The sequence below is a fragment of the Mitsuokella jalaludinii DSM 13811 genome, from assembly GCF_000702905.1.
Classification (GTDB): domain Bacteria; phylum Bacillota; class Negativicutes; order Selenomonadales; family Selenomonadaceae; genus Mitsuokella; species Mitsuokella jalaludinii.
Genome location: NZ_JNKR01000016.1, coordinates 1 through 17,831, shown reverse-complemented (window position 1 = coordinate 17,831; position 17,831 = coordinate 1). Strand labels below are relative to the sequence as shown.

The window sequence follows — 17,831 nt, the reverse complement described above, 5'->3', positions numbered from 1 at the left end:
ATTATGTCAATTTATTTTCCCATTAATAAATCATATTTGTATTTTTATTTCAACAACAATATAATAGTATGCAACACGTTTTACAACCTTTGTAACACTTACGGATAAAGTTTCAAAAAAGTGTAACATTCATCACCATCATAACAAACTCATATCCCATCAAGGCGCCATCCGGCCTTGATTCCCACCAGAGCCGGACAGAGGCGAAAATACAAGAAGCGAGAAAGGAAGTCTTCCCCATGAGCAAATTGAACGACCAGGCATTGGCCCTGCATAGAGAACACCACGGCAAGATCGAGATGCACAGCAAGGTCCCCCTCCAGAAGGCGAAGGACCTGACGCTGGCCTACTCGCCGGGCGTCGCTGCGCCGTGCTTGGAGATTCAGAAGGACTACAACAAGATCTATGACTACACCAACAAGGGCAACACGGTCGCCGTCGTGACGAACGGCAGCGCTGTACTCGGCCTCGGCAACATCGGCGCTGGCGCCGGCCTGCCGGTCATGGAAGGCAAGTCCATCCTCTTCAAGGGCTTCGCGGGCGTCGACTCCGTCCCCATCTGCCTCGACACGCAGGACGTCGATGAGATTGTCCGCGCCGTCGAGCTCATGGCGCCGACATTCGGCGGCATCAACCTCGAGGACATCAAGGCACCGCAGTGCTTTGACATCGAGAAGCGCCTGCAGAAACTCGATATCCCGGTCTTCCACGACGACCAGCACGGCACGGCCATCGTCGTCGTCTCGGCCCTCATCAACGCCTTCAAGCTCACGGGACGCAAGTTCGAGGAGTCGAAATTCGTCCTCAATGGCGCCGGTGCCGCTGGCCAGGCCATCACGCACCTCATTTACAGCATGGGCGGCCGCAACATCATCCTCTGCGACCGCATGGGCGCCATCTACGAAGGCCGCAAGGAAGACATGAACCCGTACAAGGACGCCATCGCCAAGATCACGAACCCGCAGCATGAGGCAGGCCAGCTCAAAGACGTCATCAAGGACGCCGACGTCTTCATCGGTGTCTCCGTAGCCGGTGCAGTCACCCAGGACATGGTCCGCTCCATGAAGAAGGACCCGATCGTCATGGGCATGGCCAACCCGACGCCGGAAATCATGCCGGATGAGGCCTACGCTGCCGGTGCCCGCATCGTCTGCACGGGCCGCAGCGACTACCCGAATCAGGTCAACAACCTGCTGGCCTTCCCAGGCATCTTCCGCGGCGCTCTCGACGTCCGCGCGAAAAAGATCAACGAAGAGATGAAGATGGCTGCCGCCAAGGCCATCGCCGACCTCATCGACGAGAGCGAGCTCGATGAGCAGCACGTCATCACGAGCCCGTTCGACCCGCGCGTCGCACCGCACGTCGCCGCAGCCGTAGCAGACGCCGCCATCAAGACCGGCGTCGCCCGCATCACCGACATCACGCCGGATGAAGTAGCCGAGCACACCCGCCAGCTCCTCGCCGCCGAGCACGCCAGCGAGGCCTGAGCCTTACTACACGCAGATATATACGCAAAAAGAGGCTGTGGCAAAATGTAAAACCATTTTGTCACAGCCTCTTCCTTATTTTGTATAAAGAAACATCCTTACAGAGAACACGAACTATGCTATACTAGATACGTTGCCGCCCCTATACTGGCAGCAGGAAGGGGGCCTATCTACTGTGGATACTTTTTCGATGTCCGTTCTTGCTGGAGTAGTATCGTGTGCAATTTGGTACTGCGTCCAGAAATGGTTAGAACGGTAGCGGCAACACGTTCTTAGCCTGTTGGTCAGCCAATCCCTTCATTCGGGAGCAGCTGACCTTTCTTAGTATGAAAAAGGCTCCCAGGTGTGCAAACTGGAAGCCTTTTGACCTATCTTACGATAGATACTTTTTCGATTACTCTTAGTATAGCACATATTGCAAGGTGAAGCAAATAAAAGCATCAACAGGTCTAGCTTTTTTTATGCCTTTATTATAGTACACCCCGCTGATAAGTCAAGCATCGAGGCCTCTTACACAGGTTCAGAGCAGTTGGCCACCAGGCACACAAACAAAACATGAGCCGAAAGAATAGAATACATCAAGAGCCGAACATCAAAAGGTGTTCGGCTCTTCGGGAAGAATTATACAGAACATTCGTCACTCAGCTTGCAGACTCTTGTCGAGCTCTTTGGCCAACTCGAGGTCTGACGCGGGATTCTGGCCCGTGATAAGTTCGCGGTCATGTACGATATGGCTGCCGTACATGCCATCGACGCGCATCTTGCCGCCCGCGATCTGCAGGGCTTGTTCGACATGGAACGGCATCTCCGTGCCTTTCGCGACTTCCCCCGGCCATTCCTCGGCGTCCGAGAGGACCGTCATTCCTCAGCCCCGGACAGTATTCTCTGCTTCATATTCTCCTTGCCCCAGTCGCACATTGCCTCGATGATAGGAGACAGACTCCGGCCGAACTCGGTCAGACTGTACTCTGTGCGCGGCGGCACGACGGGATAGACCTCGCGGTGGATGACGCCGTCTGCCTCGAGTTCGCGGAGCTGCTGTGTCAGCATCTTCGGCGTCGCCTGCGGAATCAGGCGGTGCAGTTCACCATAGCGGTGCGTCCGCTGCATCAGATGCCAGAGGATGATGCATTTGTATTTGCCGCTGATGTATTCATTGTAGCCGCAAAGAATCTTTTTGTGAAGAATGCACTTTATTGTATGATAGTATCTAAAAGGATAGTATTGAGGATAGATATGCATCTGCTATAATGAACATAGACAAAGACAAAAGAGAAAGGATGATTCCATGAACGCCATCTTCACCCGCACGAGCGTCCGCAAATTCGAGGACAGGCCCGTGGAGAAAGAGAAAATCGAGAAAGTGCTGCAGGCGGGCTTTGTCGCGCCGTCAGCGGGCAATCAGCAGCCCTGGGAGTTCTACGTCGTGACAAAGCGCGAGACGATTGAAGAGCTCTCCAGGACCAGCCCTTATGCCGTCGCCGCTGCCAAAGCCCCTGTCGTGCTCGTCATCGCCGCCCGCACGGATGTCATCTTCCCGACGATCACCGACATCGACTGTGCGATTGCCACCGAGAACCTCTGGCTCGAACTCGAAGAGCTCGGCCTCGGCGGCGTCATGATGGCTGTCTCCCCCGTCCCGGACCGCATCGAGAAAGTCGGCAAGATCCTCAACCTGCCCGACAACCAGTACGCCTTCGCCCTGCTGCCCTTCGGCTACCCCGTCGGCAAAAAGCCCCAGGTCGACCGCTACGACGCCAAGAAAATCCACTGGGTCGAGTGAATACATCTTCACGAAAGAAGGATTTATTTGTCTACGCCAAAACGCTATCTATTACTGATCCTAGCGGTCATGATTCAGTCGGCTGGCATTGCTCTCGTGGTCAAGAGCCTCTTGGGCACGTCGCCGATCTCGAGCCTGCCGTATGTCCTGAGCCTGATCTCGCCGTTCACCTTCGGCCAGACGACGTTTGCTGTCAACATGGTCTTCGTCGTCTTTGAGCTCTTGATGCTGCGGCGCGACTTCCCGGCTGTCTTCTGGCTGCAGATCCCCGTGACCATCCTCTTCGGCTTCTGCATCGACTTCTTCATGAATCTCTTCACCATCGTGCCGGATGCCTATGCGCTCAAGCTGCTGCTCTGCCTGCTCGGCACGGCGCTCGTCGCGCTCGGTGTCGCAGGGCAGGGCATCGCCGACGTGCTCATGCTCGCCGGCGAAGGCGCTGTCTACACGTTCGCGCATCAGTTCCACATCGACTTTGGCAAGGTCAAAGTCGGCAACGACGTCAGCCTCGTCATCATTGCCGCCATCGTCTCCCTGGCCAGCCTCGGCACCATCGAAGGCATCCGCGAAGGCACGCTGATGTCCGCCCTGCTGACCGGTATCTTCGCCCGCTTCTTCCTGCGCCACCTGAGCCGCGTCGACGCCCACGGCCGCATCTACCTTTCCCTGCACTAAACAAGAAATTAGATAGCACAACAGCCTCTGTTTCAAATAAAAAACAGAGGCTGTTGTGCTATCTAAAAAATCCTTTTAAAGCGGCTGACCTTCAACACTCTCATTATCCTTCTTGAGGACGATAAAGGCGTAAATGCTGGCCACGCAGACGATGCCGGAAATCACGAGGAACGTGCTCTGGTAGCCGATGTTGTCATGCAGGGCGCCGAGCGGCGTCGAGAAGATGATCTGGCCGACCTGTGCGGCAATCTGGAAACCGACCATGTAGAGCGTCGTCGAAATACGCGTATCGAAGTGAAGCGTGAAGTAGCGGAAAACAGCGAGGATGAAGAGGGCCGTCTCCGGTGCGTGCAGCAGCTTGATGATGGCGACACCCAGAGGATTCGTGACGAGGCCGCAGCCGCCGATGCGGACGATCATGATGGCGCAGCCGAGCAGGATGGCCTTGCGCACGCCGATCTTGCGCATGAGGATCGGCACGAGGCCCATCATGAGGAACTCGAGGAAGACTTCGATGGAGTTGAGCACGCCGTATGCCTGCTGGCCTGCTTCCGGCGTCGAGAAGAAGCGCGTGAAGAACTCCGGGAACATCTGCTGGTCGAAGACCGTGTAGAACGTCCAGCTCATGATAACGAAGACGATCATCTTCCAGACATCGATGAGCTTGAACACACCGATGATCTCGCCGAAGGACGGCGTCTTGCTCTCCTTGAGGGTTTCCGACTGGACTTCATACTGGGACGTGAGCGCTGCGTTCTTCTCCGGCGACAGCGCAGCCAGGACAACGAGCTGGACAGCAGCGACAACAGAACCCGTCCAGAAGATCAAGTACGGATTCATCGTGAAGAGGAAGCCCGCGCAGAGCGCCGCAACGGCATAGCCGAACGAACCCCAGGCTCTCGCCTGGCCGTACTCAAATGAGTAGCGGCGGCTCAGGCGCTCCGTCACCGCCTCGAAGACCGGGCAGGCCGCGAGGAATGCGATGGAGAGGTAAATGGCACCGATCACCGCGCCGACGTAGAAATTCGCTGCGAGCATCGGCACATAGACCCAGGTGAAGAACGGGCCGACGAAAATCTGGCAGACGACGATGAACTTCAGCAGTGTTTTCTTCATGCCGAGCTTATCCTGCAAGGAACCGTAGACAAACATCAAGACAAGCGTCACGGCAGATCCGAAGGAATAAATCGTGCCGACCTGGGCGCCTGTGAAGCCCTGTTTCGTCGTCAGCCAAATCTGGAAGAAGGACCACCAGATGCCCCAGCCAACGAAGAACAGCAGGATCTCAAGCGAGCTTGTCCTGTAAAATGGATTCGAAAAAGCCTTCAAAAGATTCCCCATGATATGTTTCCCCTTTCCCCCATGGAATATCTCGTTTATCGAACCGATTCGATAATCATATCTGGAAAATCGAAGCGTTTCTTTCGATTTTATTTCATCGAACCGCTTCGATACTTTTATTATATCCACCTTGCATCGTTTTGTCAATCATTTTATCGTATTTATTTTTCTTGTCACTGTCATTTCATTTATCTGAAAAATCATCAATGATTTCAGGGATGTGCAATGCGGCTGGGATTGTGGTAGACTGAACACAAGAAGAACAGAAAGGACCCACTCTATGGCAAGAATCAAAGATGTCGCCAAGCTCGCTGGCGTCAGCACCAGCACGGTTTCCCTCGTGCTCAACAATAAGGGATACGTATCAGCCGCCACGCGGGCCAAAGTCGAGGCCGCTGTCAAGGAGCTCCACTACGTCCCGAGCGAGGTTGGGCGCAACCTCTCGCTCAACCGTACGAACCTCATCGGCGTCATCATCCCCGATGTCGCCCATCCCTTCTTCGCGGCCCTCTTGCACGAGATTGAGATTGCCCTCTACGATTACGGCTACAAGACGATGATCTGCTCGACAGGCGAGAAGAAGAACGCCGAGCTCGCCTTCCTCGAGATGCTGCGCCGCCACACGATGGACGGCCTGATCATCGGCGCGCACGCCCTGCACATCGAGAACTACCGCCACATCGACCTGCCCGTCATCGCCTTCGACCGCTACCTCTGCGACGAGATTCCCATCATCCGCGCCGACCATCATCAGGGCGGCCAGCTCGCTGCCAACGCATTGCTGCGGCGCAATCCGCATCACGTCGTGCAGATCACGGGCGCACAGACCGTCCACACGACGGCCCACGAGCACGAGGACATCTTCGCCAGCTGTATCGAAGCAGCTGGCGTGCAGCTCGACAGCATCGTCGTCCCGGCCAACGCCCTGCAACCCAAGGACTTTGCCGCAGCCGCCCGTGAGATCTTCGAGCGCTATCCCGATGTCGATGCCATCTCCGGCGCTGACCTCGGCGCCATCTGCGCGCTGCGCGAAGCCAGCCGCCGCGGACGCCGCTGCCCCGCTGACCTCTCGATCGTCGCCTACGACGGCACCTACCTGACGCGACTCGGGCCGCAGACGATGACAGCCGTCGTCCAGCCCATCCCCGCCCTCGGCCGACGCGCCGCCGAAGCCATCGTGCGCCGCATCCGCAGCGAAGATCTGCCCTCGCTGACGCCGCTCCCCATGACCTTCCAGGAGGGAGAAACCTGCTGATGCAAAAGGCGGTCCGTGACTCGTTCGAGTCAACGGACCGCCTTTCGTTTTGGGAAATGTCATTCTTGGAGTTCTTGGAATTCTTGGATTGTCAGAGCTTCTATCTCAGGGGGAAACTGAGACAGGCTCAAAGTGTACTCGTCTGCAATCCCGTCAGCGTGACCTCGCTACCAGCGGAGAAGATGCCCCACTGATGTTCCGGCAGGTCGTACATGCGCGTGCTCAGTGCCATCTGGTCATTGATGTAGAGCACGGCGACCGTGCCATCGATGAGCAGCGTGAAGTCATAGCTCTCATCCGGCTGGAGGCTGACCGGCACCGCCAGCTCAGGCTTGGCCGCATGGACACGAGAGGTATCGGTGTTGTAGAAAGCGACCTGCTGCTTCGCCGGGTCAAAGACGAGATTCAGGGAGCCGGTCTGGTTCGGGCCCACATTGAACATGAGGCCGAACTGCCCCTGCTGCTTCGCCACCTTGAAATGGCCCGTGATCTTGCGGATGCCCTCCATCTTCGGCATCACGACATCGGCATAACCCGTGCCGTCAAAATGGTACGACTCACCAGCACCATTCACAGTACCGCGCTCGGTGATTGGCGCCATCTCCACCGGTTTCTGCATGCGCTCGGTCATCTTCTCGACTGGCACCGGATAGAGCGTGCCGTCCTCGCGCTGCTTGAGCTGATGCGCGACGAGATTGCCCGCCCAATCCGTCGGGTTCTTATCCTTACCTCCGGCCTTGGTCGGCGTCCAGCCCACCAGGTAGAGGTTGTCCTTGTCCTCGACCATCTTGCCCGCATAGAAGCCGCTGGCATCGAAGTAATCGCGCTCCGGCTTGACAAACGGGCCCTTGGAGTCCTTCGCCATGCGGTAGTGCACGACGCGCGACGGCCACTGATCCGAGAACGTCAGGTACCAGTAATCGCCGTACTTCAGCAGCGTCGGACATTCCATATTCGCGTCACTGCCCATATCGTTCTCGAAGAAGATGCCTTGGTCTTCCCAATGCTTGAGATCCTTCGATGTGTAGAGGGCGATGACGCCGCGCGCCTTCTTGCTGCGCGTCGTGATCAGCATCCAGTACTCGCCGTAATCCTCATTGTAGAACACATTCGGATCACGGAACGTATCGTCGTAGATATACGGCTTGCTGCCGTGGAACGAATCCTCGGGGACCTTCTGCCAGCTCACGAGGTCGCGGCTGATCGCGTGCATGATCGTCTCCTTCGGCATGCTGCGCCAGTTGAAACCCGTGTAGAACGCATGGTATAGCCCATCCTTGCCCTTGACCACCGAGCCCGTGCCGAGCGCGGAGTCCTTGGCGAATTCATTGCTGGTGTCATAGGGAATGACCTTGCTGTCGTGCTGATAGTCGGTGAAATCCTTCGTCGTCAGAAGGCTCCAGGGGTGGAACCCCGTATCACCGTCACGCAGGTCCTCCAGATAGAAGATGCGGAACTCTTCTCCATCGAAAAAGGGCATCGTATCGCCCACCCAGCTGTAGCCGGAGTCCGGGAAAATAGACGGATAAGCCAGCACTGGAGAATTCGTGAGGCAAAGGCTGGAAGCCGCCAGCAAGGCCGCCATAATCTGTTTTTTCATCATTCATGCCATCCTTTCATCTCGTTCATGCGGCTCAGAAGTATACTTCCCACTGCGCGCGGAAGAAGCTGTAGTCGTCCTTCTTGCCCGTGAGCGTGCCCAGGCCCGGGTCAAAGAGGCCCAGCTTGCCGTAGGTGTAATGGAGCAGGAGCTTCGTATTGCGCACCGGCACGAAGTCCGCACCGATGCGGAGGCCGTTGAACTCGCCGGCACGATGATCCCATACCGAGCGGCCTGGATTTCTCTCCGTGAGCTCTTTGTTGTAATCACCATTCGTCGGGTCGATGATATCGTCGTTGAACCAGTTCGTCATGCCGCTGTGGCCACGCTGCAGGTACTTCTTGACGTAGATGTCGAACGAGCCCGGCACATCTGGCCGCGCCTCTTTGTACTGCAGCTGGATGAAGTGCGACTTGTTGAGCGTGTCCGAATCCGACTTCGCCATGGCTGCGCTGAGCTTCAGGTCGCGGTTGAGCTTCGTGTCGAAGCCCACGGAGAGCGTCTTCCGGCTCATATGGTCGTCACGGCGCGTCATCTTGCCGTAGTGAGACGTGATATTCGTGTTCTTGGCCACCGGGATCTCACTGATCAGGGACAGAACGCGGAAGTTCGTGCTGCCGCCTTCCCCCCATGGGTCAAGCTTATTGTCGCGATCGCCGTAGAGGATCTTGCTGTACGTATTGCCCGAGTTCAGCGTGAACATCGCCTTGCGGCCCCAATGCGTCGGCACGCCGTAGCTTGCCTGCCAGCCATCCACCTTCTCGTCGAACGTAAACTTGTACGGCGACTGCAGGTAGAAGCGGCCGACCTTGACATCGACCTCGCCGACATGGCCCTGTGCGTAGAGCTGCAGGACCGGACGGGAATACTTTTTGCCGCCATCCTTATCGTAACCGCCATCGCCCTCATAGGCACCGTGGTTGTTCGAGAGATTGTTCTCGAACTCATGCTCGCTGTGCAGCGACCACTTGTCGTTGATGCGGTGGTTGACAAAGAGGTTCATCCAGACCGACTTCATATCGATTCCCTTGAAATCCTCGAAGTGCTGCTTATCCCAGCGGAAGCGGCCATAGCCGTGGATGTCGACGGCCGGCTGATCCGTCTTCTTCTCGACCTTGCTCACGCGCTTATTGAGGCTGTCGAGCTGCGCGTTGAGGCGTTTCTGGAGCTCCTGCGCCTCGTAGAGCTGCTCCTCCAGCTGGCTGCGCAGCTCCTTCAAAGACTCCTGCGTCACAGGCTCCTCTGCGGTCTCTGCCTGGACAGCTGGTGCACCGCCCTGCTTGAGCTGCACTGCAGCATCAGCGGCAGGCTGTGCGCCGACCGTACCAAAGGTTCCGAGCACCAGAGCAGGAACCAGACCACAAGCCAGTAATCTCTTTTTCATGATTCTCCCTCCAAGTATCATCTCAACTATCTTCATGAATCAGTTCTCGAGCGGCTGACCTTCTACGTCCTGGTCATCCTTTTTCAGGATGAGGAACGCGTAGACCGTAGCGCAGAGGACGATGCCCGCGATGAGCAGGAACGTGTGCTGGTAGCCGATGCTGTCGCGCAGGCTGCCGAGCGGCACCGAGAAGATGATGCCGCCCACGGACGCCGCGATCTGGAAGCCGACCATGTAGAGCGTGGCGGATACGCGCGTATCGAAGTGAAGTGTGAAATAACGGAAGATTGCGAGAACAAAGAGCGCCGTTTCCGGTGCATGCAGCAGCTTGATGAGGGCGATGCCGAGCGGCGTGGAGGCGATGCCGCAACCGCTGATGCGGCAGACCATGATCAGGCAGCCGAGGAGCAGCGCGCGGCGCACGCCAATCTTGCGCATGAGAATCGGCACGAGGCTCATCATGATGAACTCGAGGAAGACCTGCACCGAGTTCAGGACACCGTAGGCCTGCTGGCCTTCCTCCGGCGTCGCGAAGAAGCGCGTGAAGAACTCAGGGAACATCTGCTGGTCGAAGACCGTGTAGAAGGTCCAGCTGAGGATGACGAAAATGATGATCTTCCAGAGGTCGAGGATGCCGAAGACGCTGATGATCTCCTTGAGCGATGGAGACTTCGCATCCTTATTGCGCTCCTCGCGGTTCTCATACTGCTGGACATTTGCCTCAGAGTTCTCCGGCTTCAGGAAGACCAAGATGGCCAGCAGCACTGCCGACACAGCTGAGCCCGTCCAAAAGACCAGGTACGGATTGATGGTGAACAGGAAGCCAGCCGTCAGGGCCGAGATTGCATAGCCGAGAGAGCCCCAGGCGCGCGCCTGTCCATACTCGAAGCGGTAGCGGCGGCTGAGCCTCTCCGTCACGGCCTCGAAGACCGGGCAGGCGGCGAGATAGGCCACCGAGAGGTAGACCGCGCCGACCATCGCGCCGACGTAGAAGTTGCTTTCGAGCATCGGCACATAGACCCAAGTGAAGAACGGTGCCAATAGCACCTGACAGCTGACCATGAAGATTAGCAGATTCTTCTTCACACCGAGCTTATCCTGCACAGAGCCGTAAACAAACATCAGGACAAGCGCCACGGCCGAGCCGAACGTGTAGATCGTGCCGACCTGCGCCCCCGTGAAGCCCTGCTTCGTCGTCAGCCAGATCTGGAAGAACGACCACCAGATGCCCCAGCCCGCGAAGAACAGCAGGATCTCAAGCGAACTCGTCCTGTAGAACGGATTCGAGAATGCCTTCAGTAGATTCCCCATGATTGATTCCCCTTCCCCAAAATAAGGTCCATACTCAGCGCTCAGGCGAAGATATCGTCGAGCTCGTAGAAGACGCCTTCTGTCATGCGCACCGTGCCTTCCTGCGGCTCGAGCACGATAACGCGCTCCGCCGTCTTCGGATAGAAGCGCGTGCTCATGACGATGTCGCCGTCATTGATGAAGAACTCCAGCGAGGAGCGGTCCTCGTAGACGCGCAGCGAGAGATGCCGTTCGCCTGCCGGCAGCTGCGCGTAGCGCTCTTCCTTACGGCCCGTCGCGGCCGACTTGCGCACGAGCGTCACAGCGCCGCTCTGCTTCTCGACCATCAGCGAGACGGTATCGTCAAAGCCCGCCGTGAAGTGGACGGCCAGGCCCTCGGCTTCCGTGAGGTCGAAGTCTGCACAGAACTCGCCCGTCTCGTACGACCAGTCCGTCAGCGGCGTCTCGTCCGTCATGACGAGCTCCGGAGCCGTGTGGGCCGCCTTGCGCAGCGCCGTGAGCTCCTTGGCGGGCGGCGTCACGAGCCTGTCCTTGCGGTAGTGCAGCTCGCGCGGCACCGTCATCTGGCACGACCAGCCGTCTGCCTGCTCCGGCATTGCGCTCTCCCACATCGCGAGCCAGCCAATCATCAGGCAGCGGCCGTCCGGCGTCTGCGTGACCTGCGGCGCGTAGAAATCGAAGCCGTGGTCGAGGATGTGGAACGCATCGTGGTAGAAGATGCCCGACTCGTAGTCCATCTTGCCGAGCATCGAGACAGACTGATGCAGGTTGAGGTAGCGCTTGCCTTCCGGCTTGACGCCCTGCGGCGAGAGAATCAGCGCCTCGTGGCCGTCGAACTCCGCGAAATTCGGGCACTCCCACATGAAGCCCTGATTGCCGTGCGCCTTGGCCATGACATGCTTGAACTGCCAGTCCTCAAGGTCTTCCGACTCAAAGACGAGCACCTGGCCCACCTCGTCGGCCGTCTGCGCGCCGACGACTGCGTAGTAGCGGCCGTTGTGCTGCCAGACCTTCGGATCGCGGAAGTGGTGATCCTCACCCGTCGAGACACCCTCCGGCAGCGTGATGACCGGATTCTTCTCCGACTTCTCGAAGTGGATGCCATCCGTGCTGACTGCGAGAGCCTGCGTCTCGATGCGGTCCGGCTGGCCCGGCTTCTTCAGGAGGTCAACGTGACCCGTGTAGAGGAGGTAGAGCTTGCCATCCTTCTCGATGCCGCTGCCCGTGAAGCAGCCATCTGCATCGTAGGGATGATCCGGAAAGAGCGCGACTGGCTGACGCTGCCAGTGCACGAGATCCTTGCTCGTCACATGTGCCCAGTGCATCGGCCCCCACTTCGGCTCATAGGGATAGTACTGATAGAATAGATGGTACTTGCCACCCGCATAGGCAAAGCCGTTCGGGTCATTGCACCAGCCGACACGCGGCGCAATGTGGAAGCGCGGGTACCAGCGCTTGTTGACCTTGGACTCATTGGCTGCGATGAATTCATCCGGCGTGAGTTGTTTCTGTTCGTTTGACATCACATTCACCTCATATATCTCGTATGTCTCGTGTATCTCATGTATCGAACCGCTTCGATAACCTTGCCTGAAAAATCGAAGCGCGTTTCTTCCGGCTTCACCGGATATCGAACCGCTTCGATGTCTTTATTATATCCATCTTCCCTATTCTTGTCAATCACTTTATCGTATTTATTTTTCTTGTCACTGTCATTTCATTTGTCTGAATATAGTACCGATTACAGGCGTACAGAAAAAAAAGCTATCCCCCGAGTAATCTTACTCGAAGGGATAGCCTTCTCTATACTTGATTCACTTACTGAGAATCCAGAGCCGCACTCAGTTCTTCTGGTCCATGACGGCCATCGAGGCGACGATGTCGTTCTCGCCGGTCGACATGAGCTTGACGCCCTGGGTGTTGCGGCTGATGACGGAGATGTCGGAGATGTTCGTGCGGATAACGATGCCCTCCGTCGTGATGAGCATGAGCTCCTGGTCTGGGTGGACGACGCGCAGTCCGATGACATCGCCCGTCTTCTCCGTGACCTTGAGGTTGATGAGCCCCTTGCCGCCGCGGTTCTGGGCGCGGTACTCGCTCGTCTCCGTGCGCTTGCCGTAGCCCTCGGCCGTGACCGTCAAAACCTCTGCGTTCGGCGAGAGCGTGTCCATGCCGATGACCTCATCACCGTCGTTGAGGCTGATGCCCTTGACACCGCGGGCCGCGCGGCCCATCGAGCGCACATCGTCCTCGCCGAAGACGATGGCCATGCCCCACTTCGTGCCGAGGATCATGTCGCGCTCGCCGTCCGTGAACTTGACGCCGATGAGCTCGTCATCGTCATCGAGGTTGATGGCGTTGAGGCCGCCCTTGTGCAGGTTCTTGAACTCGACGAGGCTCGTCTTCTTGACGATGCCCTTCTTCGTGGCCATGAAGAGGTAGGCGTCCGGATTGAAGCCCTTGACCTGGATGACCGCCGTGATCTTCTCGTCCTTCTCGAGCTGCAGCAGGTTGATGATGGCCGTGCCCTTCGCCGTGCGGCTCGCCTCTGCGATCTCGTACGCCTTGAGATGGTAGACGCGGCCGCGGTTCGTGAAGAACAGGATCGTGTGGTGCGTCGTCGTGATCAGGAGGTTCTCGACGAAATCCTTCTCCTTCGTCGGCATGCCCTTGACGCCCTTGCCGCCACGGTTCTGGCGGCGATAAGTATCGAGTGCCATGCGCTTGATGTAGTTGTTGTGCGTCAGCGTGATGACGACGTCTTCCTCCGCGATGAGGTCCTCGACGTCAATCTCGCTCGTGTCGACCGTCAGGCGCGTGCGGCGCGCATCGCCGAACTTCGCCTTGACTGCCTTGAGCTCGTCCTTGATGATGCCGAGGATGCGGCTCTCATCCGCGAGGATGGCCTTGTAGTCCTCGATGGCCTTCAAGACTTCCTGATACTCCTCCTCGATCTTCTCGCGCTCGAGGCCCGTCAGGCGCTGCAGGCGCAGGTCCAGGATGGCCTGAGCCTGTTTCTCCGAGAGCTTGAAGCCCGCGATGAGGGCAGCGCGCGCGATATCAGCCGTGCGGCTCTCGCGGATCGTCGTGATGACCGCATCGAGATGGTCGAGCGCGATCGTCAGGCCTTCCAAGATGTGAGCGCGCGCCTCAGCCTTCTTGAGGTCGTAGCGCGTGCGCCGCGTGATGACATCTTCCTGATGCGCGATGTAGTAGTGCAGCACTTCCTTGAGGTTGAGGATCTTCGGCTTGCCGTCGACGAGCGCCAGCATGATGACGCCGAAGCTGTCCTGCAGCTGCGTGTGCTTGTAGAGCTGGTTGAGGATGACATTCGCATTCGCGTCGCGGCGCAGGTCGATGACGATACGCATGCCGCCGCGGTCCGACTCATCGTTAAGCGCCGTGATGCCCTCAATCTGCTTGTCGCGCACGAGCTGCGCGATCTTCTCGACGAGGCGCGCCTTGTTGACCTGGTACGGCAGCTCCGTGACGATGATGCGCGGCTTGCCGTTCGACAGCGTCTCGATGCGGGCATTCGCGCGCATCTTGATGACGCCGCGGCCCGTCGTGTACGCCTGGCGGATGCCGTCCTGGCCGAGCACGAGACCAGCCGTCGGGAAATCCGGTCCCTTGATGACCTTCATGAGGTCGTCGATCGTCGCATCCGGGTGGTCAATGAGCATCAGCGTGCCGTCGATGACCTCGCACATGTTGTGCGGCGGGATGTTCGTCGCCATGCCGACCGCGATACCCGACGTGCCGTTGACGAGCAGCTGCGGGAACTTTGCCGGCAGCACCGTCGGCTCCTTCAGCGACTCATCGTAGTTCGGCGCAAAATCGACCGTCTCCTTGTCGATATCCTGCAGCATGAGCTCCGCGATCTTCGACATGCGGACCTCGGTGTAACGCATGGCAGCCGCCGGGTCGCCGTCGACCGAGCCGAAGTTGCCGTGGCCGTCCGCGAGCATGTAGCGCATGGAGAAATCCTGCGCCATGCGCACGATCGCATCGTAGACCGACGAATCACCGTGCGGATGATATTTACCGAGGACTTCACCGACGATACGGGCCGATTTCTTGTAGGGCTTGTTCGAGCCCATGCCCGCCTCCTGCATCGCGTAAAGGATGCGGCGGTGTACTGGTTTCAAGCCGTCCCGGACATCCGGCAGAGCACGCGCAACGATGACACTCATCGCATAGTCGATGTATGAGTTCTTCATCTCGTGTTCCAGGTTGACCGGCACGATCTTTCCCTGACCAAAATCCACAATCTCACCTCAAAATCTTAAAACAAAAAACAGTGTTTCTAGCAAAATCATTTAGCATTTTATTATACCATTTCTGCAAAAAAAAGTCCATCAGCCCCCATACTATAAGGGCTGACGGACTTCCCGTCACTGCTTGAGGACCTCCGAATAGATATAGCCCTCGCGCACGCCAGAATCGCTGTAGGTGATCTCCTTGCTGTGGAAGCGCTCGGCGAGGACCTCCGCGATGATGAGCCCCGGGATGACCGTGTGGATGCGGTCCGGCACCGTCTTCATCAGCATCGCCGTCATATCCTCGTTGATGCCGTGGTCACCCGAGAAGCGCGCGATGATCTCTGAGAGGCGGCGCGTCTCCATCTTCACATTCTCGACGGGCATCGCGTAGAGCGCATTGTAGAGCGCCGCCGCCCCCTTGAATGTGCCGCCGATGCCCGCGATCGACGCCTCGCGCACATCCGAGAAAGCTGTGGCCGACCCGATCGTCGCCTCCGCCTCCTCGCGCATCGCCTCGCACTCCGCATGTGTCGGCAGCATGCCGTGCACATACTTCGTTCGGAAGGCCAGAGAGCCGATCGGCAGGCTGATCTTCTGCTCGATCTTGCCCGAGCTGTACGAGACGATCTCCGTGCTCGCGCCGCCTATGTCGATGAGCAGGCCCGCGTCCTCGCTGAGGTCATGCGTCGCACCGATGAAGTCGTACGTCGCCTCCTCGTCCCCGGAGATCACGCGTATCGGAAGGCCCGTGCGCCGCTCGATCTCACCGACGGCCGCCGCGCTGTTCTTCGCATTGCGCAGCGCCGCCGTCGTGAACGCCACGACATGCGTGATGCCAAATGCGAGCAGGAAGGCCCGGAACTCCTTGAGGATCTCCACCGCCTTGTCGATGCCCTGCTTCTGCATAACGCCCTCCTTGAGGTACGCCGCCAGCCCGACCGTGTGCTTCTTCTTCATGAGCATCTCGACATGCGTGCCCTCGATGCGGTAAATCGCCATGCGGACCGTATTCGAGCCAATATCAATCATTCCATATAACATGATTCTCTCCAATCTCATCGACCGCGGTCACGGGCTCAGCGCTTCAGCCCATTGCCCGTCAGCGGGATGACGACCTTGTAGTTGTCCGGCTTGCCGTCCGCGAAGAACTGCTCCGCGCCCGCCAGCGCCGCCGCCGAAGTCATCTCGACGTAGACACCGTGGTGGCTCAGGTACTTCTGCGCCTTGAGGATGTCCTTGTCCAGCACCTTGACGACATCGCCGCCCGACGCCTTGATCGCCCGTACCATGTCCTTGAGACGCTTCGGCTGCGTGATGCGGATGGCCTCCGCGATCGTCGCGCGCTTCGGCTCAGCCGGTACCTCGTGGTACGCCTCGTAGAGCGGCGCGCACTTCGACGACTGCACCGCGACGAAGTGCGGCAGCCGCCCGATCTCCATGAAGCCGAGGAACAGCCCAAGGAGCATCGTGCCATTGCCGACCGGCATGAAGATGTAGTCCGGCACATGGTGGCCGAGCTGCTCGTAGAGCTCATGCGCCATCGACTTGATGCCCTCGAAGAACAGCGGGTTGTAGACATGCGACGCATAGTAGGCATCACCGAGATTCTGCTTGACTGCCGCGCACGCCCGCATGCGTCCATTGGCCACCTTCACGATCTTCGCGCCGTACGACTCAATCTGCTTCACCTGCTCCTGCGAGATGTCATCCGGCACGTAGACCGTACACTCCATGCCCGCAGCCGCCGCATACGCCGCGATTGCCGCGCCCGCATTGCCCGACGAGTCCAGCGCAATCTTCTTGATGCCGAGCTCGTGCAGCGCATTGACCATGCTGCACGCCCCGCGGTCCTTGAACGACCCCGTCGGCAGCAGGTGCTCCATCTTGAGCAGGAAGTCGAGCTTGCCGACCTGCAGCGGCAAAAGAGGCGTCACGAACTCCCCGAGCGAAATCGTATGCTTCGCCACCGCCTCATTGGCGTCCTTGTGCAGGCGGAACATGCCGCCGCAGTCACATTTGTACGAATGTGTGTTCAATGGGTATTCTTTTTTGCAGTCTTCACAGTAGAAGTACATGCCATCGCTTCCTTTCCGACAAAAGCCGCAGGCCCAGCCCGCAGCACCTTGCTATACTAAGAAAGATTCGCCACAAAGCCCCTATTCCCTCTTCCTCCTCTCAAAAAATCTCTCTCCCCTATTGAAAAGCGCCCCCATTTGTTGTAATATAGTCATGGGAGACCTACTACATCTAGTATGTGGTAGGTGGCAGAAGGTATAGAGGCGGCAAAAGCGGGAACGTTCGGTTGTTCCCGCTTTTGTATTGCGCGAAAGAAATTGTTTCTTGACAAATTGTCAAGAAGTACTTGTTTTCTTGACAATTTGTGATAGAATGAGATTGAAGGCGTGGATATGCAAGATAACGCCATTATCGCCAAAAGAAAAGGCACCTCCAAGGACGGTAACCCAGGAGGTGCCTTTTTGCATCCTTATTAAAAAGGATTTTAAAAATTCCGCACAGAAAAACAATGCCTGATTATTTAATTAACGACACCTTTTTCTCCCCGCTAGTTCCAGGTAATCCAGACTCTTCTTTAAAAAAATTATATCCAGTAATTGTCTGTCCCCCGGATGACATGTATAGATAAGGTAAAATATATTTCGCAAATTCAATTTCATAAAAAATAGACATAGTCTATTGCCGCTAGTACAATTAAGTTACCACACAAAATTCGTA

14 protein-coding genes are annotated in these 17,831 nt (G+C 57.5%); 4 read left to right on the top strand and 10 right to left on the bottom strand.

Annotated features, from left to right (window positions below):
* Positions 1–239 precede the first annotated feature (239 nt).
* Positions 240–1,487, top strand: a complete 1,248-nt coding sequence (locus T518_RS08320) for an NAD(P)-dependent malic enzyme (RefSeq protein WP_036378170.1) — start codon at positions 240–242, stop codon at positions 1,485–1,487.
* Positions 1,488–2,124: 637 nt separating this feature from the next.
* Here the strand turns inward: T518_RS08320 and T518_RS08315 are convergent.
* On the bottom strand, positions 2,125–2,349 hold the full coding sequence (locus T518_RS08315) for a type 1 glutamine amidotransferase family protein (RefSeq protein WP_036378166.1): 225 nt from the start codon (positions 2,347–2,349) through the stop codon (positions 2,125–2,127).
* Positions 2,346–2,729 carry a winged helix-turn-helix transcriptional regulator gene (locus T518_RS08310; protein ID WP_428829228.1) on the bottom strand — a complete coding sequence of 128 codons (384 nt, stop codon included), beginning with the start codon at positions 2,727–2,729 and terminating at the stop codon, positions 2,346–2,348. Before T518_RS08310 ends, T518_RS08315 begins: the two co-directional genes overlap by 4 nt.
* A gap of 46 nt (positions 2,730–2,775) precedes the next feature.
* On the opposite strand from T518_RS08310, the gene T518_RS08305 reads away from it, so the two are divergent.
* Entirely contained in the window at positions 2,776–3,270 is a 495-nt protein-coding gene (locus T518_RS08305) for a nitroreductase family protein (RefSeq protein WP_036378163.1), read from the top strand.
* A 27-nt stretch (positions 3,271–3,297) separates the two neighbouring features.
* Positions 3,298–3,945, top strand: a complete 648-nt coding sequence (locus T518_RS08300) for a YczE/YyaS/YitT family protein (protein WP_036378161.1) — start codon at positions 3,298–3,300, stop codon at positions 3,943–3,945.
* 75 nt (positions 3,946–4,020) lie between these two features.
* Here the strand turns inward: T518_RS08300 and T518_RS08295 are convergent, their stop codons facing one another.
* The gene (locus tag T518_RS08295) at positions 4,021–5,286 is read right to left on the bottom strand and encodes an oligosaccharide MFS transporter (RefSeq protein WP_036378159.1); all 1,266 of its coding nucleotides are present in this window, start codon (positions 5,284–5,286) and stop codon (positions 4,021–4,023) included.
* 280 nt (positions 5,287–5,566) lie between these two features.
* Here T518_RS08295 and T518_RS08290 point away from each other — a divergent pair, with 280 nt between their 5' ends.
* A complete protein-coding gene (locus T518_RS08290; RefSeq protein WP_036378157.1) occupies positions 5,567–6,541 on the top strand; it encodes a LacI family DNA-binding transcriptional regulator in 975 nt (324 codons plus the stop codon).
* A 127-nt stretch (positions 6,542–6,668) separates the two neighbouring features.
* Here the strand turns inward: T518_RS08290 and T518_RS08285 are convergent, their stop codons facing one another.
* From T518_RS08285 to T518_RS08255, 7 genes are all read right to left on the bottom strand, one after another.
* The gene (locus tag T518_RS08285) at positions 6,669–8,141 is read right to left on the bottom strand and encodes a glycoside hydrolase family 32 protein (RefSeq protein WP_051652264.1); all 1,473 of its coding nucleotides are present in this window, start codon (positions 8,139–8,141) and stop codon (positions 6,669–6,671) included.
* A 34-nt stretch (positions 8,142–8,175) separates the two neighbouring features.
* Complete coding sequence (locus tag T518_RS08280; RefSeq protein WP_081828469.1) at positions 8,176–9,525, bottom strand: coiled-coil domain-containing protein; 1,350 nt, start codon at positions 9,523–9,525, stop codon at positions 8,176–8,178.
* A 39-nt stretch (positions 9,526–9,564) separates the two neighbouring features.
* On the bottom strand, positions 9,565–10,836 hold the full coding sequence (locus tag T518_RS08275) for an oligosaccharide MFS transporter (RefSeq protein ID WP_036378151.1): 1,272 nt from the start codon (positions 10,834–10,836) through the stop codon (positions 9,565–9,567).
* Positions 10,837–10,877: 41 nt separating this feature from the next.
* The gene (locus T518_RS08270; protein ID WP_036378149.1) at positions 10,878–12,359 is read right to left on the bottom strand and encodes a glycoside hydrolase family 32 protein; all 1,482 of its coding nucleotides are present in this window, start codon (positions 12,357–12,359) and stop codon (positions 10,878–10,880) included.
* 318 nt (positions 12,360–12,677) lie between these two features.
* On the bottom strand, positions 12,678–15,104 hold the full coding sequence (gene gyrA / locus T518_RS08265) for a DNA gyrase subunit A (RefSeq protein ID WP_036378147.1): 2,427 nt from the start codon (positions 15,102–15,104) through the stop codon (positions 12,678–12,680).
* A 126-nt stretch (positions 15,105–15,230) separates the two neighbouring features.
* Positions 15,231–16,127, bottom strand: a complete 897-nt coding sequence (locus tag T518_RS08260; protein ID WP_345938742.1) for a Ppx/GppA phosphatase family protein — start codon at positions 16,125–16,127, stop codon at positions 15,231–15,233.
* A 47-nt stretch (positions 16,128–16,174) separates the two neighbouring features.
* Complete coding sequence (locus tag T518_RS08255; RefSeq protein WP_036378143.1) at positions 16,175–17,173, bottom strand: pyridoxal-phosphate dependent enzyme; 999 nt, start codon at positions 17,171–17,173, stop codon at positions 16,175–16,177.
* Positions 17,174–17,831 lie beyond the last annotated feature (658 nt).